This window comes from Gelidibacter maritimus (genome assembly GCF_014062315.1).
Lineage (GTDB): Bacteria > Bacteroidota > Bacteroidia > Flavobacteriales > Flavobacteriaceae > Gelidibacter > Gelidibacter maritimus.
Genome location: NZ_JACGLT010000002.1, coordinates 279560 through 304152 on the forward strand (window position 1 = coordinate 279560; position 24593 = coordinate 304152).

Consider the following 24593-nt stretch of genomic DNA (forward strand, 5'->3'; position numbering starts at 1 on the left):
AAACCTGACGCTTAAGACAGCATCATTTGGGCTTTTTTAACCCCTTCCACCAACACATCAATTTCCTGCTTGGTATTATAAAAAGCAAAAGATGCCCTTATCGTCCCCGGAATTTTAAAATAATCCATGATCGGTTGTGCGCAATGGTGTCCCGTACGGACCGCTACCCCCATTTTATCGAGTAAAGTTCCAACATCATAAGGATGAATACCATCGAGATTGAAGGAAATTACTGAAGTTTTATGTTCTGAAGTGCCATAGATTTTCAAGCCTTCAATTTCTAATAGTTTCTTTGTACCGTATTCTAAAAGTTCCTGCTCATAGGCATCAATCTTTTCAAAACCAATTTGATTCATATAATCAATGGCCGCACCAAAAGCAATGCCACCACAAATATTGGGAGTGCCTGCTTCAAATTTATGAGGTAGTCCGGCATAAGTAGTTTTTTCGAATGAAACCTCGGCAATCATTTCCCCACCGCCCTGATAAGGTGGTAATTTGTTGAGCCATTCTTCCTTTCCGTAAAGTATTCCAACCCCAGTTGGACCACACATTTTATGCGCGGAAACGACGTAAAAATCAACATCCAGAGCTTGTACATCCGCCTTTATGTGAGGACAAGCCTGTGCCCCATCAACCAAAACTGCTGCTCCAACGGCATGTGCTTTCTTGATCATGCTCTCAATAGGATTAATCGTCCCTAAGGCATTGGAAATATGGTTGACAAAAACGAGTTTTGTATTATCAGAAAGAAGCGCATCGTATGCCGATAAAATCAGCTCACCTTCGTCATTCATCGGAATGACTTTTAATTCCGCACCACTCCGTTCACAAAGCATTTGCCAAGGCACAATATTACTGTGATGTTCTAATGCGGATACGATGACTTCATCACCTTTTTTTAAGAGCGTTGTAAAACCACTGGCTACTAAATTGATACCATGGGTTGTGCCAGCCGTCATGATGATTTCATGCGATGCTCTTGCATTGAAATGTTTTTGTATTTTTAAACGTGCTTCTTCATACTTATCTGTTGCCTCTTGACTCAAACTATGAACGCCTCTATGGATATTGGCATTGTAGTTTGAATAATAATCCACAATGGCATCCATAACTTGTTGCGGCGTTTGAGACGTAGCGGCATTATCAAAATAAACCAATGGTTTCCCATTGACTTGTCTTTGAAGTATTGGAAAATCTTTTCGTATTTTTTCGACTGGAAACATGCTCTAAATTTTGAAGTTTGGAATCATTGCGTGGCCCGCAGACCTGCCCCTCCGTTCAGACGGGTGAAGCTGATTGTTTATGATAACCACAAATCTTAGTATATCAGAAACAGATAATAGAAAAATGATAATCAGCGTCAATCTGCCAGTTCTGTGTTACTTACCTTTTTGGTAGGCGGACCTGTATGCTAACTATAGATCAAATCCAATATTGACCCCAAGTTTCTTAGCGATAATATTCGTAATTCGTTGTTTAATCTCTGGAATTTTAACCGAACTTAATACGTTATTACTAAAGGCATACATCAACAAAGCTTTTGCTTCTTTTTCTGGAATTCCTCTTGATCGCAAATAAAACATAGCACTTTCATCCAATTGACCAATGGTACATCCGTGCGAACACTTCACATCGTCAGCAAAAATTTCCAATTGTGGTTTGGTGTTGATACTTGCCTTATCACCAATTAGAATATTGTTATTGGCCTGAAAGGCATTGGTTTTTTGAGCTTCTCTGTTAACCAATACTTTTCCGTTGAAAACACCCGTCGCATTGTCATCAAAAATACCTTTGTAGTCTTGATGGCTTTCGCAATTTGGTTCAATATGATGCACCAAAGTGTTATGATCAACATGCTGTCTGTTGCCAATAATGGTTGCCCCTTTTAAAGTAGAGTCAATTCGCTCTCCGTTTTGGTAAAAATTAAGATTGTTACGGGTTAATTTACCCCCAAAGGAAAACGTATGTACACTGGCAAAACTTTCTTGTTTTTGATTGATAAACGTACTGTCAATCAATGAAGCGTTTTCGTTGTCATTTTGAATTTTATAATAATCCACAATGGCGCGCTTATCTGCAAAAATCTCAGTAACCGTATTGGTCAACACAGGATTTTCGGTCAAACTTTGATGGCGCTCAATAATCTGGACATGTGAATTTTCATCCACCACAATCAAATTTCGAGGTTGTAGCATTAATGATGATTCATTACCTGTTGAGAAATGAACAATCTGAATAGGTTTTGCCACCGATTTGTTCTTAGGAATATGAATGTAAGCACCTTCTTGAGAAAATGCAGTGTTCAATGAGGTCAACCCATCTTTAGTTGCCACTTTATTGAAATAGTTTTCAATTACTGGTCGGTATTTTGGTTTTGACAATGCCGATGACATCAAACAAATGTCCACCCCATCATGGGTAGTCTCAGAGAGATGTGATGAATATTTTCCATCGACAAAAACTATTTTATAAGTGTCAATATCGTGGATAAAGTATTTCTTGATATCGTTGTAATCGATGCGGTTTTCTTTCTTCGGAAACACACTATAATCGTGTTTTAAAATACTGTTTAACGAGGTGTATTTCCAAGCTTCGTCCCTTCTTGACGGGAAGCCTTGTGCTTCAAATTCTTTAATTGCTTCACTTCGCACGTCGTGAACTGGCGCATCAACATCCACCAAGTTTTCGAATGCCATAAATGAGGCTATGAGTTTTTCTTTTAGTTCCATTCTGTAAGTTTCAAGTTTCTTTTGTTTCTTGTTTCAAGGGATTACGGTTCCGTAATCACCTGAATTTGTTCCCTTTGAAATCTTGTTTGTTTAAATATATTATGTAATTGGCTATTCGTTTACTTAATTGTTCGTATTCTTCAACCAATTTCTCTAACTTCTCTTTTTCTATATATCCATAATCAGACTCTATAATAATTGAGATCTTGATTCACCTGCCGATCCTTTTGCAACGGATAAGAACTGTCTGAATTCAATATTCCCATCGTACTCAAATCCCTCGGCAATATTGTCCATTACTAAACCTGAGGATCATTTGATTTGATTTCTCAGTCTAAAATCATTTTTTAGTTCAGATTTTAAAGTGATTTCTTAATCTCATTTGAAAGTCTTCGAGCTTCCTGCCAGATTTCTAAATCTTCAAATTTCTCAATGGTTGCGATAACTTGAAACTTTAAACAAGAAACCCTTCAAACCAAACTAAGCGTTCACTTCTTCCTTAATCCAGTCGTAGCCTTTTTCTTCAAGCTCGTGGGCCAATTCCTTACCACCAGATTTCACAATGCGTCCTTCAAACATGACATGTACAAAATCAGGGACAATATAGTCTAACAAACGCTGGTAGTGGGTAATGATGATGACGGCATTATCGTCACTTTTCAGTTTATTAACGCCGTTTGCCACAATACGAAGTGCATCAATATCCAAACCTGAATCGGTTTCGTCAAGGATAGCCAATTTTGGTTCCAACATGGCCAATTGAAAGATTTCATTTCGCTTCTTCTCACCACCTGAAAAGCCTTCATTTAAAGACCGGGATAGAAATTTCCGATCAATTTCGAGCATTTCTGATTTCTCACGAATCATTTTCAGCATTTCATTAGCTGGCATATCACCAAGTCCTCTCGCCTTTCGGGTTTCATTGATGGCCGTTTTCATGAAATTGGTTACGGAAACACCAGGAATCTCAGTAGGATATTGAAAGGATAAGAAAACTCCTTTATGGGCGCGCTCTTCAGGTGCCAATTCGTTGATGCTCTCCTCTTCAAAAACGATATCTCCTTGAGTAACCTCATAGTCTTCCTTTCCGGCTATAACAGAAGCTAAAGTACTTTTACCAGAACCATTTGGCCCCATAATGGCATGTACCTCACCTGCATTTATCTCTAAATCAATGCCTTTTAAAATGGCTTTATCTTCAACACTTGCGTGTAAATCAATAATTTTTAACATACGGTTTTACTTAAATTTAACGTACAAATTCTAATGTTATCGGTCAGAATTTGCTATTCTATAATTCTATTCTTGTGCTCTTATCTTAATGACATTATTATTTTTTTCGGCTACTTCAGACACGGATATAATATCAATAATCTCTACTCTGTTATCCCAACCTTCTTCATGCTTTTGCTTTTTAATGACCTTTACTTTCAACGTCACTTTCACTTCATCTGTCGGTTGATTCTTCAAGGGCGTCGCCCTTTCTATCAATTCTTTGGCATTTTCGTCTTCTATAACACCAAACAGCTCACTTTCTGTTTGCAAAACACCTGCATTGTCATAGTAAATAAAATTTCCCGTCAGCTCTCTAACCTTCAGTTGATCCTGGTCTTCAATATTACCAACTGTAGACTTTGAGTCATTTTTACAGCCCACAAAAGCCATTAGCGTAAAAACAAGAAAAATTGTTCTTTTCATATATTGTGCATTGTCGGCGATAGGAACTTTAGGCTCTTAAACCTTCAAGGTTTCTAAAGCCTAGCAAGTTGTTTATACAGATCTTGCAGGATATTGAACGTGCAAATTTTACAGGTTCAATTTAATTACTATCCAACTGAGCCTTCTAAACTTATTTCCAATAATTTTTGTGCTTCCACTGCAAACTCCATCGGTAATTTATTCAACACCTCTTTACTAAAACCATTTACAATAAGCGCAATGGCTTTTTCAGTATCAATCCCCCGCTGGTTACAGTAAAAAATTTGGTCTTCTCCAATTTTACTCGTTGTGGCTTCGTGCTCTATTATTGCCGATTTATTTTTTACTTCAATGTACGGGAAAGTGTGTGCCCCACAATCGTTACCCATCAATAAACTATCACATTCCGAAAAGTTACGGGCATTTTCTGCCCTAGGACCTATCTGTACCAAACCTCTATAGGAGTTTTGGGCTTTCCCCGCTGAAATTCCTTTAGAAATAATTGTCGACTTGGTGTTTTTACCCAAATGAATCATTTTAGTTCCGGTATCGGCTTGTTGGTGATGATTGGTTACGGCAATTGAATAAAATTCACCTACTGAATTATCACCTTTAAGGATACAACTTGGGTATTTCCAAGTCACGGCCGAACCTGTCTCTACCTGTGTCCAAGAAATTTTGGCGTTATCCTCACAGATCCCTCGTTTGGTTACAAAATTGAAAACGCCACCTTTGCCCTCAGCAGTTCCAGGAAACCAGTTTTGAACCGTTGAATATTTAATTTCCGCGCTGTCCATAGCAATCAATTCCACTACCGCAGCATGCATTTGATTCTCATCGCGGCTTGGTGCCGTACAGCCTTCTAAGTAACTCACATAACTATCTTCATCAGCAATTAGGAGCGTTCTCTCAAACTGTCCGGTACCTCCTTGGTTGATACGGAAATAAGTAGATAGCTCCATTGGGCAACGAACGCCTTTTGGTATATAGCAAAAACTGCCATCACTGAACACTGCTGAATTTAACGCCGCATAGAAGTTATCCGTGCGTGGCACCACCGTTCCGATATATTTCTTCACCAATTCAGGATGCTCTTGAATGGCTTCACTGATGGAACAAAAAATAATTCCTTTTTCGTCCAATGACTTCTTAAAGGTTGTGGCTACTGAAACGGAATCAATTACAACATCCATGGCAACACCGGCCAGCATTTTCTGCTCGTCCAAAGAAATCCCTAGCTTGTCAAAAGTTTCCAGCAATTGCGGATCCACCTCATCTAAACTATCATATTTAGGTTTGGTATTTGGTGCTGAATAATAGGATATAGCTTGAAAATCTGGTTTTTCGTAAGTGACATTTGCCCATTCCGGCTCTTCCATCTTCTCCCATGCCCGAAAAGCCTCCAAACGCCATTCGGTCATCCATTCCGGCTCATTTTTCTTTAAAGAAATGGCACGGACAACATCTTCATTTAAACCAGGCTCGAACGTATCAGACTCAATGTCAGTAAAAAATCCATATTCGTATTCCTTGGTCTTTAATTCTTCTCTTAAATCGTCTTCTGTATATTTCATCTTGTCATTTACATTTATTTGTTCAATTCCTTCCTTTTTGGGAAGGTTGGGATGGATTTATAGAGAAAATGACTCTCCACATCCACAAGTGCGATTGGCGTTTGGATTATTAAATACAAACCCAGCACCATTTAAGCCACCTGAATATTCAAGGGTAGTACCAATAAGGTATAAAAAGCTTTTTTTGTCAATAACAATTCTGACACCATTATCTTCAAAGACCTTATCCTCATCTTTTTGTGATTTATCAAATTTTAAATCATATGATAAACCCGAACAACCACCACTTTTCACACCAACGCGTATAAAGTCGGTTGCATAGTCAAAGCCATCCTCACTCATGAGCTCCATGACCTTTTTTTTAGCTGTTTCAGATACTTTTATCATTCGTTATTAAGATTATTTCTAAATAGAGGACAAATATACAATATAAGAAGGGTTTTTCCATAGAACTTCACATTATATTCTTAAATGGACCTATTCGTCTTTTTTATGTCATTCACCTTCCAATAATTCAGCTAAAATGATTCGTATTTTCTATCCGATATCCCTAAATTTGCATCATGATAGAAGATAAAAATCAATCGCGAACGCCTATTAGTGACTTAGGTGAATTTGGTCTCATTGACCATCTGACCAAGCATTTTAAGGTCACCCAGAAATCTACAGTAAAGAGCATTGGCGACGATGCTGCTGTGTTGGATTTTAAGTCGAAACAAGCTGTAATTACCACCGATATTTTGGTGGAACATGTGCACTTTGATTTAAGCTATATGCCTTTAAAACATTTGGGCTATAAAGCAATGATTGCGAATTTATCTGATGTGTATGCCATGAATGCCACTGCTACACAAGTAACAATTGCCATTGCTATTTCCAACCGATTCCCTTTGGAAGCATTAGAAGAACTTTACGCTGGTATTGAAACGGCTTCAAAGATTTATGGCGTGGATGTGGTAGGCGGCGACACAACTTCATCTACAACAGGATTGATCATCTCCATAACTGCAGTTGGCGAAGTGGACAAAAAAGATGTTGTTTACAGAAGCGGTGCAAAACCCAATGATTTGCTGGTTGTAACTGGCGATTTGGGTGCTGCTTATATGGGACTTCAAGTTTTGGAACGTGAAAAAGAAGTCTTTAAGGTTAACCCCAATAACCAACCCGATTTAGAGCCTTATACCTATATTGTGGAACGCCAATTGAAACCAGAAGCACGAAAGGATATTGTTAAACTTTTAAAAGATTTAGAGGTTAAACCTACGTCCATGATCGATATTAGTGATGGTTTGTCTTCTGAAATCATTCATCTATGCAAACAAAGTGATGTAGGTGCTGTTTTGTATGAAAATAAAATTCCACTCGATCCACAAGTCATTTCTACTTGCGAGGAATTTAAAATTGATAGCACGACAATTGCTTTAAACGGAGGAGAGGATTACGAATTGCTCATGACGGTCTCACAAGACGATTTCCCAAAAATTAAGGGGAATCCTAATTTAACTGTGATTGGTTATATGACCGAAAAAGAACAAGGCATGCATTTGATTACACGTGGAGATACACTTATTCCTTTAATTGCCAAAGGATGGAACGCCTTGAAAGATCAATAAACTTTTTGTTTTAATTTTCGTCTTTTATTGTAGAGTGTCTTTAACACTTTATTGATTTCCTTTCGTCTCTCAGTCAATGGAATAAGCTCCCCTTTATCGCTCGTGGTTAATTGCATCCCACAGCGCAAACACTTGTACTCCTTGACAAATTGGGTGATTTCGTTTTTCACAATAAAATCGTGGCTAAATAATCGGCAATATAAATTTTTCAAAACTCAAGATTTTAGGACAGCTCATATGGTAATCAAAACGAATTACAAAGGAGAAGATTATCTGTTAAGATTTTAATAAAAACTATTTGGTATGGAAAATGGCATTCTATCCGTCTATGAATGGTGACGGGATGGAACATGGTGATATAATTTAAAAGCTCAAGCTTGTCATCTTATAAACATGTCCAAGGCAGACATATTTAACAGACTTCAAACACGATAAGTTACATTTGATACTCTGCCAACATTATAATTAACATCAGCTATTAATGCTCAAAAATAAGCAGGCCTTCCAATCTTTTAAATCTTCGTCTTTTATGAATTCGCTCAAGGACAGAATTTATTTCCCTGAACTTCGGAGTCAACGGTGTTAATTCGCCGTTGCTGTTTGTGGTCATTTGTGCACGGCAATGGGTACATTTATACTCATTAACGTGAAAGGTTATTTTTTTGGAAACAACATAGTTGTGTCCAAAAACAGAGCAGTAAACAGTTTTCACTTGGTTATTGGTTTTAATTATTATTTTAGAGGATACCTAAATATATAAAAATCAAAACAATAAGTCCTTCTCGAAATCTAATATATCGACGAACTGAGCGCTTTCTCCCTTGAACGGTGTGTTCTACGCAGGTACATCTCTTCCAAAATAGAATTGATTTCTTTAAATTTAGGCGTCAACTCTGTAAGAGCACCATTACTATTGGTGGTTAGTTGTTTTTTACAACACTTGCAGGTATATTCTTTTACGTGTGAAGTCACTTTTTTAGAAACCTGATAATTGTGACCAAAAAGGTTGCAATAAAGCTTCATTGGGGCTGGGGCATTACTGGTTTTTTTCATGGCTGTTATAGTTAGAGTTGCCTAACTTAAAAAAAATAACTCATATTAACGTTAAAACACGTTAATTTTCGATGAAACGCTTTATATTGTAAGTATAATCTGATTTATTTTCAATATGCGACATGTGACCTCCAGATAATTCGACGAGTTCAACCTCAATTTCAGCAAGTTGTGGTTTTAAAGCAGTAAAATCCAAAATAGGATCTTGACGTCCTAAAACAATCATTTTTTTTGCGGTCAATTGTTGCAAGACAACGCTTCTATCTTTTCTGATTTTCATGCCTTCCAAAGCAGCAATAATTCCTTGTACAGGCATCTCCATAGCTTCCAATTTTATGGATTCAATTTCTTCTACAAATTGTCCTCTATTGTCAGGGCTGAACAAATTTGAAATGGACATGCTTATAAAATTGTTAGGATTCTGTTTTACCACTTTAATAGCACGATCTCTATTGATTTGTCGTTCCGGACTATCTGCATACGGAGTGGAGTTAGTCAAACACATGCCATAAAATCGTTCAGGATATGCTTCAGCAATTGCCAAAGCCACATAACCACCCATAGAATGTCCGATAAAGAACGATTTTGAAATCTTTAATTGCCCCAAGACAAACACGACGGCATCGGCCATCATTTCCATGGTATGGACGTAACCCCAACAACCAGTTTTTCCGTGGCCCAATAAATCGATGGAAATAATGCGATGGGTAGCTTTAATTTCAGCGGTTAAGTCTTTCCACATGGTCGAATTTTCCATAAATCCATGCAGTAAAACTACAACTCTACCTTCGCCTTCGTCGGTATAAAAGATTGGGCTATTTTTGTACTCTAAAATCATATTTGAACTATATTCGGCAAAGATATAAAGACTTTGAGGGAAGAAGCTCTTAGCATTGACTATAAAATGAATAAAATTAAAGACATACTTATTACCGGCTTCGCATTATTTTCGATGTTTTTTGGGGCTGGAAATTTGATATTACCACCATTTCTGGGCTTTAACGCAGGTCCGGATTGGTTTTTGGTTACCATCGGATTTGTGATTACAGCAGTAGTTATTCCAATTTTAGGCATTATAGCCCACGCCAAATTACAGGGTACTATGTACGATTTTGGAAAAAAAGTATCGCCAATTTTTAGTATCATTTTTTGCATATTGGTCTATGCTATTTGCATCATATTGCCTGCGCCAAGGACGGCATCTGTAACCCACGAAATGGCTATTGCTCCATTTTTTGATACCAGTGGTCTCCTTACCAGCAGTATCTATTTTCTCTTAGTGTTTATTTTTGTGATGAACCGCTCCAAGGTTTTGGACCTCTTGGGCAAATACCTCACGCCTATTATTATTGTTATACTATTAGCTATTATAGGTGTCGCCATTTTTTTACCCGCTGAAGCCATGCTGCCCTCAAAATTAAAAACACCTGTGGTAGATGGCCTTATGGAAGGTTACCAAACCTTTGATGCACTTGCGGCCATGGTAGTTGGTGCCGTTTTAATCATTTCCATTAACCTCAACAGCACGCAATCTTTTGCCGAAAAAAGACAGTTGATTTTCAAAGCTGGATTGGTAGCTGGCTTTGGTTTGTTCGTGATTTATACCGGCCTTATTTTAAGTGGATCAGTACATAACACAGAATTCCCGGCTCATATCACTAGACCCGAATTACTTTTAGCATTAGGCAATAAGACATTAGGTAGTGCAGGTGCAACCTTATTGAGCATATTAATTGCTTTAGCTTGCTTTACGACTGCTGTGGGCATTATTACTGGTACTGCCGACTACTTTAAAGGCTTATTCAACAACTCTGAACAAGCCTATACACTAACCGCAATCATAGGCAGTTTATTAGGGGTTGTGATGGGACAATTTGAGGTTGGTTTTATTATTGACATCGCCATTCCGGCCCTTATGTTCATCTACCCAATAACCATTATTTTAATTTTGCTCAATACCCTTCCAGATCAATGGGCATCATCTTTAGTCTTTAGAGGTGTCGTCATTACAGCTTTCATATTCAGTATTCCTGATTTCCTGAAAATCTTGATGCCTTCGGACAACTTGACTGCTGTTATCGATGTCATCCCTTTAGGTCAATTTAATTTGGGGTGGCTGATACCGTCACTAGTGATATTTTGCTTCCTAAACATTTTTAAATATTTTAATCCTTCAACCGCTTCATAACCGAAAACGCTTTATCCACCACTTCATCTTCCACCAAGATGGTAAATTCATTGGTAGTAGAAACAACTTCATAAAGCGCAATCCCTTCCCAGGCTAATCGCTTGAAAATCTGATAATAAAGACCTGTGACTTTCGAATTATCAGAAGGCAAGCTGATGGTGATGGCAGATAATTCGGCTCTTTCCCCTAGCAAAATCTCATCTTGAAAATGCTTTAAAATATTGTGTTTTTGCGATGTTGAGATGATGATATTGCTCTCATAAACTCCTCGTGTAAATGCGTAAAACACATTAGAATAATTATCCATTTGCTCCAGAATTTTGGAGTGGCTATAGCTCAAAGTTTTTGAATTTTGAAAGGTAAAATCTGTTAAATTGGACCTGACGGTAATGTCGCCCAGATTTTGGATAACCCGCTTAAGTTTTAGTGAATTTCCAAAATCCATTGGCGTTTGGTATCTCCGTAGCGCCATCATGACAGCACCGGATTTTATCGGTTTTTTTAACATCTCACTTATGGGAACCACCAATTCTTCAGCCAAAGCAGAATAGTTGATGATACCCCGTGACAATGCTTCTTCTAAAAAAGGTTGAGCAATTAAAATCTCATTGACACAAGCAGTAATCGTTCGCATTTGTTAACTATTTAACATTTTGTGTAAAATTAGTCAAATTTTTTAATTTTCATTGTTGACAGAGAGGTTACACCTATTTTCGTGCGATAAAATTTAAAATTATGCTTGTATTAAAATTTGGAGGTACATCAGTCGGGTCTATAGAAAACATGACCAATGTCAAAAACATTATTAATGATGGCCAACGTAAAGTCGTGGTATTATCTGCTATGTCAGGTACCACTAATGCGCTGGTCACAATTTCAGAATGTATAAAATATAAGGAAATAGAAAACGCGTTAGAGTTGATTTCCGATCTTCATAAAACTTATACACAAACGGTGAATCAATTAATTCATCAACCTAATCTAAGAGAGGAAGCGCACTCATATGTCAATTCTATCTTTGACACACTTAAAGCTACGGTCAACGTCAATTATTCGCCCGTTCTATCCAATAAAATTGTGGCCCAGGGAGAACTGTTGTCCACATTTATATTCAGTCGGTTTTTACTGCAAGAGGGCCTCAATGCCCAGTTATTACCAGCATTGGATTTTATGCGGATTGACAAGTTCAATGAACCCGATAGCTTTTATATACGTCAAAACTTCAATCGCATCATTAATGAACTTCCTGAAGCTGACATTTATATTACCCAAGGGTTCATCTGTTTGGATGCCGAAGGACAGATTGGCAACTTACAACGTGGTGGAAGCGATTATACCGCAACCATTATTGGCGCCGCTTTACATGCTCAAGAAGTTCAAATCTGGACGGATATTGATGGTTTCCACAATAATGATCCACGTTTTGTCCCAGAAACCCATGCCATTTCCAACTTGTCATTTGATGAGGCCGCCGAATTGGCGTATTTTGGTGCGAAAATCTTACATCCACAAACTGTCACCCCAGTAAGGGACTTAGACATTCCGGTACGTTTAAAAGATACCAGCTCACCCACTGCACATGGCACATTAATTACTAATAACATTCATGGCGAAGGCATCAAAGCTATTGCCGCCAAAGACGGCATTACCGCTATAAAGATTAAATCGGCCCGCATGCTATTGGCGCACGGGTTCTTAAAAAAAGTCTTTGAGATTTTTGAGAAATACGAAACGTCCATTGACATGATTACCACTTCAGAGATTGCCATTTCACTCACTATTGATGACACCAAAAACCTGTCTGAAATTGTAACCGAATTGGAGAAATTTGCGAAGGTAGACGTCGATGATTTTAGAACGATTGTGTGCCTTGTCGGCCACCATATTGTCTATCACCCCGATACACCAAAATTATTCCAGATCCTACAAGATGTTAACGTCAGAATGATTTCTTATGGTGGCAGCAGCAATAATATTTCTTTATTGATCAATACCAGCGACAAGATTGAAACGTTGAGAAAGCTCAATCGGTATGTGTTTGATTTGGTGCCGGCTTTTTGAAAAAACCTGATTAGTGTTTATCATATTCTTTGGCGGAAACCAATTAGGCCAGGATTATAGTAGAGGCTCTTTGCAAAGAGCCTCTACCATTCTTTATGCATTCATGATCTCTTCAATCTCATCTGCTTCAATAGGGATATTACCCATCAAGTTAAATGGCGCTCCTTTTTTCTGAATCACCAAATCATCTTCCAGTCGAATGCCAAAGCCTTCTTCAGGAATATAAATTCCGGGCTCAACGGTAAACACCATATTAGCTTGCATCGGTTCGGTTAAAATTCCGTAATCGTGCGTATCCAATCCGATATTATGACTGGTGCCGTGCATAAAATATTTCTTGTAAGCCGGCCAATCTTTGTCTTCATTTTGAACATCGGCTTTGTCCAATAATTTCAAACCTAACAATTCAGACGTCATTATTTTTCCAACCTCTACGTGATAGTCCGCCCAAATCGTTCCAGGCACCAACATTTTTTGAGCCTCCTTTTTCACACGGTTAACTGCATTATATACCTCTTTTTGACGCTTCGAAAATTTCCCAGACACAGGAATGGTTCGCGTCATATCACTTGCATAATTGGCATACTCTGCACCAACATCCAATAAAATCAAATCGCCGGCCTTACATTGCTGGTTATTGACCACATAATGTAGCACGTTGGCATTATTACCAGCTGCTATAATTGGGGTGTAAGCAAATCCTCTTGAACGATTTCTCAAAAACTCATGCATCAGTTCTGCTTCAATTTCATACTCCCAAACCCCCGGTTTTACAAAATTTAAAAGTCGTCTAAAGCCTTTTTCGGTAATGTTACAGGCTTTTTGCATTAAATCAATTTCTATTGGATCTTTCACAGATCGTAAACGTTGCAAAATAGGATTGCTTTTGGCTACAGAATGCGCAGGGTATTTTTCTTTAAGCCATTTGGTGTAACGGTCTTCACGAGTCTCCGTTTCTACATTCGCACGATAATGCTCGTTGGTGTTGATATAAACGGTGTCACATTGCGACATCAATTCAAACATTATTTTCTCCATGTCCTGCAACCAATAAACGGTTTTAACACCTGAGGTCTCAAAAGCAGCTTCCTTGGTCAGCTTCTCGCCTTCCCAAACGGCAATATGATCGTTGGTTTCTTTCAAGAATAAAATTTCGCGATGCTTTTCATTCGGACAATCAGGAAAAAGCACCAAAATACTTTCTTCCTGATCCACACCACTCAGATAAAAAATATCCCGATGTTGCTGAAATGGCATAGTACTGTCGGCACTGATTGGATAAATATCATTGGAATTAAAAACCGCCAAACTATTTGACTTCATCTGAGCCATAAAATTTTTTCGGTTTTTAATAAAAAGTTTAGCGTCTATTCTGTCGTATTTCATGGTATTGTCGTTTTTTCAAAATTACAGATTTGGCCGAGGTTAAAAAAATCTCATTTCTTTTTATGAAACATTTAACCACAGATTTTGCTGGCATTTTCATTATGTTTACATTTAGATGAACAAACCAAATGGATGCACAGCTTCCTATGATTTTCAAAACAGACAGATCCTTCTCTTTAATTAAAATCATTCCAAATAAGTATAATTAAATCTATTTCTTGTCATTCAATCGTTTGAAGCGTATCTTTGTGTCACATTAAACTAACTACAAATATGGGCGGAATTTTTAATTCTTCAGTTGGAAGAAAGTTTGCCATGGCGCTTTCGGCATTCTTTCTCATGATCTTCTTAGTACAGCATTTTGCAATTAACATCCTTTCTGTGTTCAGTGCCGACATATTTAACGAGGCTTCACATTTTATGGGTACCTTTTGGGTTGTGCAATATATTTTTCAACCAATTTTAATTTTTGGCGTCATTTTTCATTTCGTCATGGGCATGGTGCTGGAAATAAGAAATAGAAACGCAAGAAGCATTGGGTATGTCAAATATAATGGCAATGCCAATTCTACTTGGATGAGTAGAAACATGATTTACACAGGAGCGGTCATCTTACTCTTCCTTGGACTTCACTTTTACGATTTTTGGTTTCCAGAAATTCAAGTAAAATTCATTGATGGAGATATGTCAGGATTGCTTGACAATGGCGAGTATCGCTATTTTGAACATTTACAGCACAAATTTGTGGACGGATGGCGCGTAGCACTGTACTGTTTGGCATTTGTGTTTTTGGCATTGCATTTATTACATGGGTTCAGTTCCGCATTTCAGTCGGTGGGCGCCAATAATAAATACACCAGAGGATTAAGAGGATTTGGTAAGGCTTATGCCATAATCATCCCTTTAGGATTTATTTTCATTGCTCTTTATCATCACTTCAACTAAAAAACATCTAATATGGCTTTAGATTCAAAAATACCAAAAGGGCCACTTGCCGATAAGTGGACTAATTATAAAAATAATATTAACCTTGTCAACCCAGCTAACAAGCGTAACATTGATGTAATAGTTGTGGGTACTGGATTGGCCGGTGGGTCTGCGGCAGCAACCTTAGCCGAACTTGGTTATAACGTAAAAGCATTTTGTTTTCAAGATTCGCCACGACGTGCACACTCTATCGCCGCACAAGGTGGTATCAACGCTGCAAAAAACTATCAAGGTGATGGTGATTCTACCTACAGATTATTTTATGATACTGTAAAAGGTGGCGATTACCGTTCTCGTGAAGCAAACGTTTATAGATTGGCAGAAGTTTCGGCCAATATCATTGACCAATGCGTAGCGCAAGGAGTTCCTTTTGCTCGTGAATATGGTGGCTATCTAGATAACCGTTCTTTTGGTGGTGTATTGGTATCACGTACATTCTATGCGGCAGGACAAACAGGACAACAATTATTATTGGGTGCTTACTCAGCAATGAACCGTCAGATTGGCCGTGGAAAAATTACGATGTACAACCGTCATGAAATGTTGGATGTAGTGGTAGTTGGCGGTAAAGCTCGAGGCATTATTGCAAGAAACTTAGTCACTGGAGAAGTGGAACGTCATTCCGCTCACGCCGTTGTTTTGGGTACTGGAGGTTACGGAAACGTCTTTTTCTTATCCACCAATGCCATGGGAAGTAACGTAACTGCCGCCTGGAAAGCGCACAAGCGTGGCGCGTTCTTTGCAAATCCGTGTTATACACAAATTCACCCAACCTGTATTCCTGTTTCTGGTGAGCATCAATCTAAATTGACCTTGATGTCTGAATCGCTTCGTAATGACGGACGTATTTGGGTACCAAAAAATATGGATGATGTGTTGGCCATTAGAGAAGGCAAATTAAAACCTACAGATATACCTGCAGAAAATAGAGATTATTACTTAGAGCGTCGCTATCCAGCTTTCGGAAACCTAGTACCTCGTGATGTGGCCTCTCGGGCTGCGAAGGAGCGTTGTGACGCTGGTTACGGTGTCAATAAGACTGGTGAAGCTGTGTTTTTGGACTTCGCTTCCGCCATTGAACGCTACGGAAAAGAACGTGCTCACGTAAGAGGTTATGATGAAAACGACCCTAAAGTAGTCAAAAAATTTGGACAGGAAGTCATCAAAGAAAAGTATGGCAACCTCTTTCAGATGTACGAAAAGATTGTTGATCAGAATCCGTATGAAACACCAATGATGATTTACCCAGCGGTGCATTATACCATGGGTGGTCTTTGGGTGGATTATAATTTAATGACCAATGTTCCAGGATTGTATTGCATTGGCGAAGCTAATTTCTCTGATCACGGTGCTAACCGCCTCGGTGCGTCAGCATTGATGCAAGGATTGGCAGATGGCTATTTTGTCCTACCTTACACCATTGGTGATTATCTGGCCCAGGATATCAGAACAGGAAAAATTCCAACGGATACACCAGAATTTGATGAGGCTGAAAAAAGTGTTAAGGATAACTTGGAGCATTTAATCAATAATAATGGAACTCATTCTGTTGATCATTTCCATAAGCGTCTTGGTAAGATTATGTGGAATAAATGCGGAATGGCCAGGAATGCTCAAGGCTTGAGAGAGGCAATTGTTGAAATTGCAGAACTTCGTGAAGAGTTTTGGAAAGATGTAAGGGTTCCAGGAATTCAAAATGAATATAATGAAGAGTTGGCAAAAGCCATGCGAGTAGCTGACTACTTAGAACTGGGTGAACTTTTTGCAAAGGATGCTCTTGAAAGAGAGGAATCTGCAGGAGGTCATTTTAGAGAAGAATTTCAAACTGAAGAAGGGGAAGCTTTAAGACGTCCAGAATTCCAATATGTCGCAGCATGGGAATTTAAAGGCGCGCCAAAAGATGCCGTTCTTCATAAAGAGGAATTGGAGTTTGAGAATATTGAAGTGAAAGAAAGAAGTTATAAATAAGAAGGAACGTTATGAAATTAACTTTAAAAATATGGCGTCAAAAAAACGCCGATACAAAAGGAAAGATAGTCGAATATCCAATCGATGGCATTGATGGCGATATGTCCTTCTTGGAAATGTTGGACATTTTAAACGAAGACTTAATCAATAAGGGCGAAGAGCCTGTGGCATTTGACCATGACTGTCGTGAAGGCATTTGTGGCATGTGCTCACTCCATATTAATGGTGAGCCACACGGACCTGATAAAGGCATTACGACCTGTCAATTACACATGCGTATGTTTAAGGACGGAGACACCATTTTTATTGAACCCTTTAGAGCCAATGCATTTCCGGTGATCAAAGATTTGGTTGTTGATAGAAGTTCATTTGAACGGATTCAACATGCTGGTGGATTTATTTCAGTAAATACTTCTGGAAATACGATTGACGCCAATGCAATTCCGGTGAACAAACACGATGCTGATGAGGCATTTGAAGCTGCAACCTGTATTGGATGTGGGGCCTGTGTAGCGAGTTGTAAAAACTCTTCGGCCATGCTGTTCGTGGCGGCTAAAGTCTCACAATATGCCTTATTACCACAAGGTAAGGTTGAAGCCACCGAGCGGGTTCTTAACATGGTAAAACAAATGGATGAAGAAGGGTTTGGTAACTGTACCAACACTGGAGCCTGTGAAATGGAATGCCCTAAAGGCATTTCGCTGGAATACATTGCACGCATGAATCGTGAATATATGGCAGCAAGCTTAAAAGGCTAATTACCACCTATCCTTCCGAAAACGAAGGCATTAATAACTTAAAAAATCCCAATGACACATTGGGATTTTTTGTTTCTTTGACTCTCAAATTTTAATCATGCAAAACCCAGATTTATATTATCAAGAACATTTTAAGCTCTATCAATCAGAAGCAGATGCACTCTATAAGAAAATGACCTTATACAGCATATTGCGCATAATGGTATTTTTAGCAACGCTTCTTGGCATCTATTTAACCTTTTCAAATTGGCAAATTGCAGCAGGTCTGGCCGTGGCTGGAATCTTAATTTTCATCTTTTTATTATCCAAGTACACCGATATTAAAGCGCAAAGACAATTAAAATTGGCTTTGACAGAGATCAATAATTCGGAACTGGAAATCAGTTCGGGTAAGTTTCATGACCGAGAGTCGGGCCTCGCTTTTCAAGACCCCTTACATTTTTACAGTTTGGATATCGACTTGTTTGGACGCGGCTCCTTCTTTCAACACCTAAATAGAACTGTGATCAATGAGGGCACCCAGCAACTTGCCGAGGCTTTAAAAGCAAACAAGACGGAGGCTATTGAAAAACGTCAAGAGGCCATTAAAGAACTGGCTTCAAAACCTGAATGGCGTCAGCTCTATTCTGCTACCGCTAGCTTGATAAAGGTTGAGACCCCAGCCATAACTATCATCAGTTGGCTTAAAACCCATAATTCATTCATGCCAAAGATCATGAAGTGGTTGCCTTATGCATTTTTGGCTGGCACCATCATCATGTTCTCACTGGTTTTTTTAGAAGTCTTAAGTCTAGGTTTTTTGGGATATTGGCTAATTTTAGGCTTAGGTATTACAGGTATTTATTTAAAGAAAGTCAACGCACTATCTTTCCATACTGAAAAAATTAAAGAAACCTTCAAGCAATACACCTTGCTATTGAAACAAATTGAAGACGAGGATTTCAAATCCGAATTGCTATCTGACAAGCAAAAATATATTCAATCCGAATCGGAAAGAGCATCAGCCATTTTCACAAAACTATCCAAAGCATTAGATGCCTTGGATAATCGGAATAATTTTATTTCGGCCATATTTGGAAATGGTTTCTTTCTGACCGATTTAAAAAACAGCTATAAGGTGGAGCAATGGTTATCTGAATACAAAGACAAAGTTGAGGATTGGTTTGAGGTTGTCTCATTATTTGATGCTTACAACAGCTTGGGGAATTATGCGTTTAACCACCCTCAGTATGTTTTTCCAGAAATTACCACAGGCGAACACGTTATTAAGGCCACACAACTTGGGCATCCTCTGTTAAAAACCAAAAAACGCGTCGATAATGATTTAACCATTGCCAACGAACAATTTTTTATTGTGACAGGGGCTAATATGGCTGGCAAGAGCACCTTCTTAAGAACGGTTTCGCTACATATAGTTATGGCCAATGTTGGACTACCCGTTTGTGCAACCGCAAGTGTGTACAATCCCGTTAAATTGATTACAAGCATGCGCACCAGCGATTCATTGACGGATGACAGTTCCTATTTCTTTTCAGAATTGACACGCTTAAAATTCATCGTGGACGCCATTCAAGAAGAGTCTTATTTTATCATTTTAGATGAAATTCTAAAAGGTACAAATAGTACGGACAAAGCTATTGGTTCGCGTAAATTTGTCGAAAAACTGGTGGCTTCAAACGCTACGGGCATTATTGCCACCCACGATTTGAGTTTGTGTGAAATTGAAAATGAACTTGAAGAAGTAAAAAACTACTATTTTGATGCAGAAATTATCAATGACGAACTCTATTTTGATTATACATTTAAAACAGGAGTTTGTAAAAATATGAATGCCAGTTTTTTACTGAAGAAGATGGAGATTATATAGTATGCAAAAATCCAGTCTCAGATCTCATTTGCGACAGTAAACTACTATAAATCAAAAACCCTTTCTGCTAACAGAAAGGGTTTTTAGATATGAAAAGAAATCTATAACGATTAAACCTCAAACGGTTCAATTGATACATAAGACCTATTGTCTTTTTTCTTTGTGAATTTCACAAGACCATCAACTTGTGCATGCAAAGTGTGATCTTTTCCACCATACACATTTTCACCTGGGTGATGTGTATAGCCTCTTTGTCTTACGATGATATTTCCGGCAACAGCAGCTTGACCGCCATAAATCTTCACACCAAGGCGTTTCGATTCTGAATCTCTACCGTTTTTAGAACTACCAACTCCTTTTTTATGAGCCATTGTCTTAAGGTTTTAAATATCTGCTAGTTCAGCAGACAGGTTATTATATTATTTTTTGTCTTTCAACAAAGCTTTTGCTTGTTTTACCCACTCATCAGATTCGATTTTCTCACGAGTGATACCGTCGATTGCTGAAAGTTCATCTCTATCAGCAGCTTTCAACTTGCTGATTTGCTCAAAGGTATAAATACCTAGTTCATTGAGCTTTTCTTCGTAAACAGGACCTATGCCATTGATTAATTTCAAATCATCAGCATCTGCTTTTAACGCAGTTCCGATACTGTGAAGCACTTTATCAATGTTGATTTCAACGTTCGCATCTTCCGCTCTGTGCTCTGCACGAGTTACTAAATTCTCACTGACTTCAACTTCTTTTTTAGCAGCTTTCTTAGGTTCTGCTTTCTTAGCCTCTTGAACTGGCGCAGCCTTTTCTGCCTTAGCAGGTTTAGCTTTTACAGTTTTGTCGGTTTTAGCAGCTCCTTTGCTTTCAGCTTTGGTCGCTTTAACAGCTCCTTTGCTTTCAGCTTTGATCGCTTTAACAGCTCCAGAAGCAACAATGCTTTCAATAACGATTTCAGTAAGAGCTTGACGGTGTCCCTTTTTTACACGGTAACCTTTACGTCTTTTCTTTTTGAAAACGATAACTTTATCACCTTTAAGGTGACTTAAGACTTTTGCTCCTACTTGAGCTCCGTCTATAGCCGGGGCGCCTAAAGTAAATTTATCACCATCACCAATCAAAAGAACATTATCGAAAGACACAGTCTCTCCCTCTTCTGTTGCTAAACGATGAACAAACACTTTCTGGTCTTTTTCAACTTTGAATTGTTGCCCTGCTATCTCTACAATTGCGTACATAGCGTAACGTTTAAAATTAGTTAATTTTTATTTTAAAATGGGTGCAAATATACATCTAAATAATTAAACTACAAACGTTTTTTAACGCCAGAACCGAATAATTGCTCTAACTTGAAGAAAGAGGACGGATTTTTATCCTATAGACCTGAGGAATCGAAGCTAACGAAAATAATAATCAACTTTAAAAACCCACTTATTCCTCAGGTTTTATCCGCCCAATTGAGCCATCATTAGTAGGCATCAATTCATAAATATGTGACGGCGCCAACGAATTTTCAATGGTATGAGAGACATAAATGATTGCGATTTCGGAATATTCCACCAGGCCATTGATCAATTGAGACACCAAAGCGGTGTTTTCAGGATCTAAACCTTCAAAAGGTTCGTCCAAAATTAATAAGGGTGGCTGTTTAATTACAGCTCTTATAATTAAAACCAAGCGTTGCTGCCCCAAACTCAATCTATTGAAATAGGCATCTTTTAAATGCCTCATCTCAATAACATCAAGCCATTGTAAGGCTTTCTGCTGTTGCATCGCACTGGGTTTTACATATAATCCAACGGAATCAAAAAAACCTGATAAAACCATCTGCCCAACTGTATGGTTCCTTTCGAACAATTCGGTCAGATGCGTAGAGAAATACCCGATATTTTTTTTGATGTCCCAAACACTTTCACCACTTCCTTTTTTTCTATCAAAGATGGTGATGTCTTGTCCAAAGGCTTTCGGATTATCGCCAGTAATTAAAGCTAACAGCGTACTTTTTCCTGAGCCATTGGGCCCAATTAATTGCCAAAACTCGCCATGTTTAATCTCCCATGAAATATTTTTGACGATGGACTGCTCCCCATAGTTAACAGAAACCTTATAGAATTTAACGAGAACGTTATAAGTATTAGTGAAGGTGACCAGTGCACTCGGCAAAACAGGTTTTAATTGAGTAGTTTGCGGTTGAGTTTTGGTATCTGATTCGGAAACAACGAGGCAAGTTCCAGAGACGAAGCTTGTTTTTTTAATGAATGGCATCAGATCCCTTTCGTGATGCACTAATTGAAGTATGGAAATGGAATGTGATAACTTTAAAAGCTGATTGTACAAAGCCATTCTTGATGCCTGATCCAGATGATCAAAAGGATTATCAAAAATGATATAGTCTGGATTTTTAGATAAGCAGTATTCTAAAAAAAGTTTTCGTCGTTCGCCTGAAGAAAAAGTGTGCAACGGTCTGTTTTTTGGCGTTGTGATTTCAATGGTGTGATGTTTGTGCTCCTTTTCTATAAGCTCTGCAATGGCTAAATCAGAAAACAAAACGCCATCCAATTCATTAAAAACACGCAGCGCACCTGTACTTTTCTTGGACAAAAGATGGTGTGTGAAGGCTTTTTTATCAAGAGAATTGGATACAACGATGCCGTAATGAATAAGGCTTTGACTCAAGGTTCTGAATGTCTAATTGACGTTAATACAAAGCTAATCTTAGCGTTTGTCTTTCTGGGAGTCATCACCAATATGCTCCTGCTGACCCACGTGTTGGCTTTTCTTAAAGATTTGCATCCAAGTTAAGGTTAATACAGCTGTTGAGGCGAGTCCTTCCATTAAGATGATAATAATTAAGATGCCACCGCCACGCTCCGCATTATCAAACCAGCTTTTTAAAATGGTATCTGGAAACTCCGTATCGAGATGGAACATATAAACAGCCATAAATACAATAAACACTCCTGTGGCAATAAAACCAGTAAGAAGCCCGGTTTTAAAACCATCTACATAGGTGAATTCTGCACTGTGTTTAAACTTGTAAGTCTTGATGGCAAAATAAATCCCCGCGGCCATAAACAGTCCATTAGCTAAACGTAGCCAAGGTTGATCATGCAAATGAAACAATTTCAAAATCAAGAAATAAGCTATTAGGCTACCGGCAACAAACAGCCCATACTTTAAGGCCACTGATAAGGATCTGTTCATAAAATGCATGTTTTTAACTTTCAAATATTAAAATTCGTAAAAAAATCCTTATTAAAACAATTTTTCAGACTTATTTTTTGTCTCGCTTACGCAATTGGCATAATCATTTCTTATTTTTGTTGACACTTGTAACAAATGTTCACCTAAGGTTACTTATAGTATACGATAACTAATATTTAAAAAACACACAATGAAAAAATTCTTATTCTCTTTGACCTCATTGCTGCTTCTTGGCACCCTTGCCAATGCACAACAGGTTGAATTTGAGGAGTTTGATTTAGACAACGGTTTACACGTCATTCTTCATCAAGACAATTCAGCTCCCGTAGTAATTACCTCAGTCATGTATGACGTTGGAGGGAAAGATTATGAACCCGGTCGTACTGGCTTCGCACATTTTTTTGAACATTTATTGTTTGAAGGGACCAAAAACATTGGTCGTGGCGAGTGGTTTACCATTGTTTCCTCAAATGGCGGTTCCAACAATGCCAATACGTCTCAGGACCGCACCTACTATTATGAAATCTTCCCATCCAACAATTTAGAATTGGGTTTATGGATGGAGTCTGAGCGTTTGATGCACCCTATTATCAATCAAATTGGTGTAGATACTCAAAATGAAGTGGTGAAAGAAGAAAAAAGATTGCGTTTTGATAACGCTCCTTATGGCGGATTTTTAGCTGCAATTGGAGAAAATTTATTCAAAGTACATCCTTACAAAGAGAAGCTTATTGGTGAAATGGAAGACCTGGATGCGGCTACTTTAGAGGAGTTTGAAGTTTATTTCAAAAAATACTATGTGCCAAACAATGCGGTGTTAGTCGTTGCAGGTGATATAGATGTCGCAAAGACCAAAAAAATGGTAAAGGATTATTTTGGTCCCATCCCAAGAGGTGCTGATGTCGTGAGAAATTTTCCAGAAGAAACGCCTATTACCGAAACGATCAAAGCCAATTATTACGATGACAACATTCAAATACCAGCGGTCATTGCAGCTTACCGTACACCAGGATTTAAAGAACGTGAATCGTATATCTTAGATATGATTTCAAGCTACCTAAGTGGCGGTAAAAGTTCAGTACTTTACAAAAAAATGGTCGATGAGAAGAAAATGGCACTTCAAGCGCAAGCTATTAATGTGGGCCAAATGGACTACAGTATATTTGCAATCTTAGCATTGCCTTTAGGCGATGTGTCTCTGGACAGCTTACTGGCTGAAATGGATGAGGAGATTGTAAAACTCCAAAATGAGCTCATCTCTGAAAGAGATTACCAAAAACTTAAAAATCAATTTGAAAATCAATATGTGAACTCCAACGCGAGCATTGCAGGTATTGCTTCTAATTTGGCAACCAACTACCTCTTAAAAGGTGACGTAAACCTTATTAACAGTGAAATTGATATCTATCGTTCTGTCACAAGAGAGGAAATCAGAGATGTGGCCAAAAAGTATTTGAGTTCAAACCAACGTCTTGAGCTTGACTATCTTCCAAAAAAAGATAACCAATAATTA

Annotated in this window: 24 protein-coding genes; 8 read left to right on the forward strand and 16 right to left on the reverse strand. The window is 38.2% G+C overall.

Annotated elements, in window-relative coordinates; genetic code table 11:
• Nucleotides 1–11 precede the first annotated feature (11 nt).
• The 7 genes from H3Z82_RS03440 to H3Z82_RS03470 form a co-directional block, all read right to left on the reverse strand.
• Entirely contained in the window at nucleotides 12–1226 is a 1215-nt protein-coding gene (locus H3Z82_RS03440; RefSeq protein WP_182202489.1) for an aminotransferase class V-fold PLP-dependent enzyme, read from the reverse strand.
• A 192-nt stretch (nucleotides 1227–1418) separates the two neighbouring features.
• The gene (sufD, locus tag H3Z82_RS03445; RefSeq protein ID WP_182202490.1) at nucleotides 1419–2732 is read right to left on the reverse strand and encodes a Fe-S cluster assembly protein SufD; all 1314 of its coding nucleotides are present in this window, start codon (nucleotides 2730–2732) and stop codon (nucleotides 1419–1421) included.
• A gap of 189 nt (nucleotides 2733–2921) precedes the next feature.
• A complete protein-coding gene (locus tag H3Z82_RS19800) occupies nucleotides 2922–3029 on the reverse strand; it encodes a four helix bundle protein (RefSeq protein WP_394368093.1) in 108 nt (35 codons plus the stop codon).
• Between the two features lie 183 nt (nucleotides 3030–3212).
• Nucleotides 3213–3965 (reverse strand): Fe-S cluster assembly ATPase SufC, encoded by a 753-nt coding sequence (gene sufC / locus H3Z82_RS03455; protein ID WP_182202491.1) that lies wholly within the window; start codon nucleotides 3963–3965, stop codon nucleotides 3213–3215.
• A gap of 66 nt (nucleotides 3966–4031) precedes the next feature.
• Entirely contained in the window at nucleotides 4032–4430 is a 399-nt protein-coding gene (locus H3Z82_RS03460; protein WP_182202493.1) for a hypothetical protein, read from the reverse strand.
• Between the two features lie 128 nt (nucleotides 4431–4558).
• On the reverse strand, nucleotides 4559–6004 hold the full coding sequence (sufB, locus tag H3Z82_RS03465) for a Fe-S cluster assembly protein SufB (RefSeq protein WP_182202495.1): 1446 nt from the start codon (nucleotides 6002–6004) through the stop codon (nucleotides 4559–4561).
• A 57-nt stretch (nucleotides 6005–6061) separates the two neighbouring features.
• Nucleotides 6062–6391 carry a HesB/IscA family protein gene (locus tag H3Z82_RS03470; protein WP_182202498.1) on the reverse strand — a complete coding sequence of 110 codons (330 nt, stop codon included), beginning with the start codon at nucleotides 6389–6391 and terminating at the stop codon, nucleotides 6062–6064.
• A gap of 176 nt (nucleotides 6392–6567) precedes the next feature.
• Between H3Z82_RS03470 and thiL the strand changes: the two genes are divergently transcribed.
• Complete coding sequence (gene thiL, locus H3Z82_RS03475) at nucleotides 6568–7617, forward strand: thiamine-phosphate kinase (RefSeq protein ID WP_182202500.1); 1050 nt, start codon at nucleotides 6568–6570, stop codon at nucleotides 7615–7617.
• Here the strand turns inward: thiL and H3Z82_RS03480 are convergent.
• From H3Z82_RS03480 to H3Z82_RS03490, 3 genes are all read right to left on the reverse strand, one after another.
• Nucleotides 7611–7829, reverse strand: a complete 219-nt coding sequence (locus H3Z82_RS03480; RefSeq protein WP_182202502.1) for a hypothetical protein — start codon at nucleotides 7827–7829, stop codon at nucleotides 7611–7613. The two genes, thiL and H3Z82_RS03480, sit on opposite strands and share 7 nt — an antisense overlap.
• Nucleotides 7830–8406: 577 nt before the next feature.
• Complete coding sequence (locus tag H3Z82_RS03485; RefSeq protein ID WP_182202504.1) at nucleotides 8407–8670, reverse strand: DUF1660 family phage protein; 264 nt, start codon at nucleotides 8668–8670, stop codon at nucleotides 8407–8409.
• Between the two features lie 61 nt (nucleotides 8671–8731).
• Nucleotides 8732–9508: an alpha/beta fold hydrolase gene (locus H3Z82_RS03490; RefSeq protein WP_182202506.1), complete on the reverse strand. Its 777-nt coding sequence runs from the start codon at nucleotides 9506–9508 to the stop codon at nucleotides 8732–8734.
• A gap of 66 nt (nucleotides 9509–9574) precedes the next feature.
• Here H3Z82_RS03490 and brnQ point away from each other — a divergent pair, with 66 nt between their 5' ends.
• Nucleotides 9575–10858, forward strand: coding sequence for a branched-chain amino acid transport system II carrier protein (brnQ, locus tag H3Z82_RS03495; RefSeq protein ID WP_182202508.1), 1284 nt, complete (start codon nucleotides 9575–9577; stop codon nucleotides 10856–10858).
• Here brnQ and H3Z82_RS03500 read toward each other — a convergent pair.
• Nucleotides 10836–11492: a hypothetical protein gene (locus tag H3Z82_RS03500; protein WP_182202510.1), complete on the reverse strand. Its 657-nt coding sequence runs from the start codon at nucleotides 11490–11492 to the stop codon at nucleotides 10836–10838. The genes brnQ and H3Z82_RS03500 overlap by 23 nt on opposite strands.
• Before the next feature lie 101 nt (nucleotides 11493–11593).
• Here H3Z82_RS03500 and H3Z82_RS03505 point away from each other — a divergent pair, with 101 nt between their 5' ends.
• The gene (locus H3Z82_RS03505) at nucleotides 11594–12919 is read left to right on the forward strand and encodes an aspartate kinase (protein WP_182202513.1); all 1326 of its coding nucleotides are present in this window, start codon (nucleotides 11594–11596) and stop codon (nucleotides 12917–12919) included.
• A 93-nt stretch (nucleotides 12920–13012) separates the two neighbouring features.
• Here H3Z82_RS03505 and H3Z82_RS03510 read toward each other — a convergent pair whose 3' ends face one another.
• On the reverse strand, nucleotides 13013–14305 hold the full coding sequence (locus H3Z82_RS03510; RefSeq protein WP_182202515.1) for an aminopeptidase P family protein: 1293 nt from the start codon (nucleotides 14303–14305) through the stop codon (nucleotides 13013–13015).
• Nucleotides 14306–14578: 273 nt separating this feature from the next.
• Between H3Z82_RS03510 and H3Z82_RS03515 the strand changes: the two genes are divergently transcribed.
• The 4 genes from H3Z82_RS03515 (at nucleotide 14579) to H3Z82_RS03530 (ending at nucleotide 19885) form a co-directional block, all read left to right on the forward strand.
• The gene (locus H3Z82_RS03515; RefSeq protein ID WP_182202518.1) at nucleotides 14579–15250 is read left to right on the forward strand and encodes a succinate dehydrogenase cytochrome b subunit; all 672 of its coding nucleotides are present in this window, start codon (nucleotides 14579–14581) and stop codon (nucleotides 15248–15250) included.
• Between the two features lie 12 nt (nucleotides 15251–15262).
• Nucleotides 15263–17260 carry a fumarate reductase/succinate dehydrogenase flavoprotein subunit gene (locus H3Z82_RS03520; protein WP_182202520.1) on the forward strand — a complete coding sequence of 666 codons (1998 nt, stop codon included), beginning with the start codon at nucleotides 15263–15265 and terminating at the stop codon, nucleotides 17258–17260.
• Between the two features lie 11 nt (nucleotides 17261–17271).
• On the forward strand, nucleotides 17272–18018 hold the full coding sequence (locus H3Z82_RS03525; protein ID WP_182202523.1) for a succinate dehydrogenase/fumarate reductase iron-sulfur subunit: 747 nt from the start codon (nucleotides 17272–17274) through the stop codon (nucleotides 18016–18018).
• A 97-nt stretch (nucleotides 18019–18115) separates the two neighbouring features.
• Nucleotides 18116–19885: a MutS-related protein gene (locus H3Z82_RS03530; RefSeq protein WP_182202525.1), complete on the forward strand. Its 1770-nt coding sequence runs from the start codon at nucleotides 18116–18118 to the stop codon at nucleotides 19883–19885.
• A gap of 110 nt (nucleotides 19886–19995) precedes the next feature.
• Here H3Z82_RS03530 and rpmA read toward each other — a convergent pair whose 3' ends face one another.
• From rpmA to H3Z82_RS03550, 4 genes are all read right to left on the reverse strand, one after another.
• A complete protein-coding gene (gene rpmA / locus H3Z82_RS03535; RefSeq protein ID WP_182202528.1) occupies nucleotides 19996–20256 on the reverse strand; it encodes a 50S ribosomal protein L27 in 261 nt (86 codons plus the stop codon).
• A gap of 48 nt (nucleotides 20257–20304) precedes the next feature.
• A complete protein-coding gene (gene rplU / locus H3Z82_RS03540; RefSeq protein ID WP_182202530.1) occupies nucleotides 20305–21114 on the reverse strand; it encodes a 50S ribosomal protein L21 in 810 nt (269 codons plus the stop codon).
• A gap of 193 nt (nucleotides 21115–21307) precedes the next feature.
• Nucleotides 21308–22552 carry an ATP-binding cassette domain-containing protein gene (locus H3Z82_RS03545; protein WP_182202533.1) on the reverse strand — a complete coding sequence of 415 codons (1245 nt, stop codon included), beginning with the start codon at nucleotides 22550–22552 and terminating at the stop codon, nucleotides 21308–21310.
• 39 nt (nucleotides 22553–22591) lie between these two features.
• A complete protein-coding gene (locus tag H3Z82_RS03550; RefSeq protein ID WP_182202536.1) occupies nucleotides 22592–23080 on the reverse strand; it encodes a DUF4199 domain-containing protein in 489 nt (162 codons plus the stop codon).
• Between the two features lie 190 nt (nucleotides 23081–23270).
• Between H3Z82_RS03550 and H3Z82_RS03555 the strand changes: the two genes are divergently transcribed.
• Complete coding sequence (locus H3Z82_RS03555) at nucleotides 23271–24590, forward strand: M16 family metallopeptidase (RefSeq protein ID WP_182202538.1); 1320 nt, start codon at nucleotides 23271–23273, stop codon at nucleotides 24588–24590.
• The last annotated feature ends 3 nt before the right edge of the window (nucleotides 24591–24593 follow it).

Bases quoted from the DNA above. Each gene is read 5' to 3' on its own strand.
- H3Z82_RS03515 (WP_182202518.1), top strand. From the start codon at position 14,579: ATGGGCGGAATTTTTAATTCTTCAGTTGGAAGAAAGTTTGCCATGGCG.
- brnQ (WP_182202508.1), top strand. From the start codon at position 9,575: ATGAATAAAATTAAAGACATACTTATTACCGGCTTCGCATTATTTTCG.
- H3Z82_RS19800 (WP_394368093.1), bottom strand. From the start codon at position 3,029: ATGGACAATATTGCCGAGGGATTTGAGTACGATGGGAATATTGAATTC.
- rpmA (WP_182202528.1), bottom strand. From the start codon at position 20,256: ATGGCTCATAAAAAAGGAGTTGGTAGTTCTAAAAACGGTAGAGATTCA.
- H3Z82_RS03440 (WP_182202489.1), bottom strand. From the start codon at position 1,226: ATGTTTCCAGTCGAAAAAATACGAAAAGATTTTCCAATACTTCAAAGA.
- H3Z82_RS03550 (WP_182202536.1), bottom strand. From the start codon at position 23,080: ATGAACAGATCCTTATCAGTGGCCTTAAAGTATGGGCTGTTTGTTGCC.
- sufC (WP_182202491.1), bottom strand. From the start codon at position 3,965: ATGTTAAAAATTATTGATTTACACGCAAGTGTTGAAGATAAAGCCATT.
- H3Z82_RS03505 (WP_182202513.1), top strand. From the start codon at position 11,594: ATGCTTGTATTAAAATTTGGAGGTACATCAGTCGGGTCTATAGAAAAC.
- H3Z82_RS03500 (WP_182202510.1), bottom strand. From the start codon at position 11,492: ATGCGAACGATTACTGCTTGTGTCAATGAGATTTTAATTGCTCAACCT.
- sufD (WP_182202490.1), bottom strand. From the start codon at position 2,732: ATGGAACTAAAAGAAAAACTCATAGCCTCATTTATGGCATTCGAAAAC.
- H3Z82_RS03460 (WP_182202493.1), bottom strand. From the start codon at position 4,430: ATGAAAAGAACAATTTTTCTTGTTTTTACGCTAATGGCTTTTGTGGGC.
- rplU (WP_182202530.1), bottom strand. From the start codon at position 21,114: ATGTACGCAATTGTAGAGATAGCAGGGCAACAATTCAAAGTTGAAAAA.
- H3Z82_RS03520 (WP_182202520.1), top strand. From the start codon at position 15,263: ATGGCTTTAGATTCAAAAATACCAAAAGGGCCACTTGCCGATAAGTGG.
- H3Z82_RS03485 (WP_182202504.1), bottom strand. From the start codon at position 8,670: ATGAAAAAAACCAGTAATGCCCCAGCCCCAATGAAGCTTTATTGCAAC.
- H3Z82_RS03510 (WP_182202515.1), bottom strand. From the start codon at position 14,305: ATGAAATACGACAGAATAGACGCTAAACTTTTTATTAAAAACCGAAAA.
- thiL (WP_182202500.1), top strand. From the start codon at position 6,568: ATGATAGAAGATAAAAATCAATCGCGAACGCCTATTAGTGACTTAGGT.
- H3Z82_RS03530 (WP_182202525.1), top strand. From the start codon at position 18,116: ATGCAAAACCCAGATTTATATTATCAAGAACATTTTAAGCTCTATCAA.
- H3Z82_RS03555 (WP_182202538.1), top strand. From the start codon at position 23,271: ATGAAAAAATTCTTATTCTCTTTGACCTCATTGCTGCTTCTTGGCACC.
- H3Z82_RS03490 (WP_182202506.1), bottom strand. From the start codon at position 9,508: ATGATTTTAGAGTACAAAAATAGCCCAATCTTTTATACCGACGAAGGC.
- H3Z82_RS03470 (WP_182202498.1), bottom strand. From the start codon at position 6,391: ATGATAAAAGTATCTGAAACAGCTAAAAAAAAGGTCATGGAGCTCATG.
- H3Z82_RS03525 (WP_182202523.1), top strand. From the start codon at position 17,272: ATGAAATTAACTTTAAAAATATGGCGTCAAAAAAACGCCGATACAAAA.
- sufB (WP_182202495.1), bottom strand. From the start codon at position 6,004: ATGAAATATACAGAAGACGATTTAAGAGAAGAATTAAAGACCAAGGAA.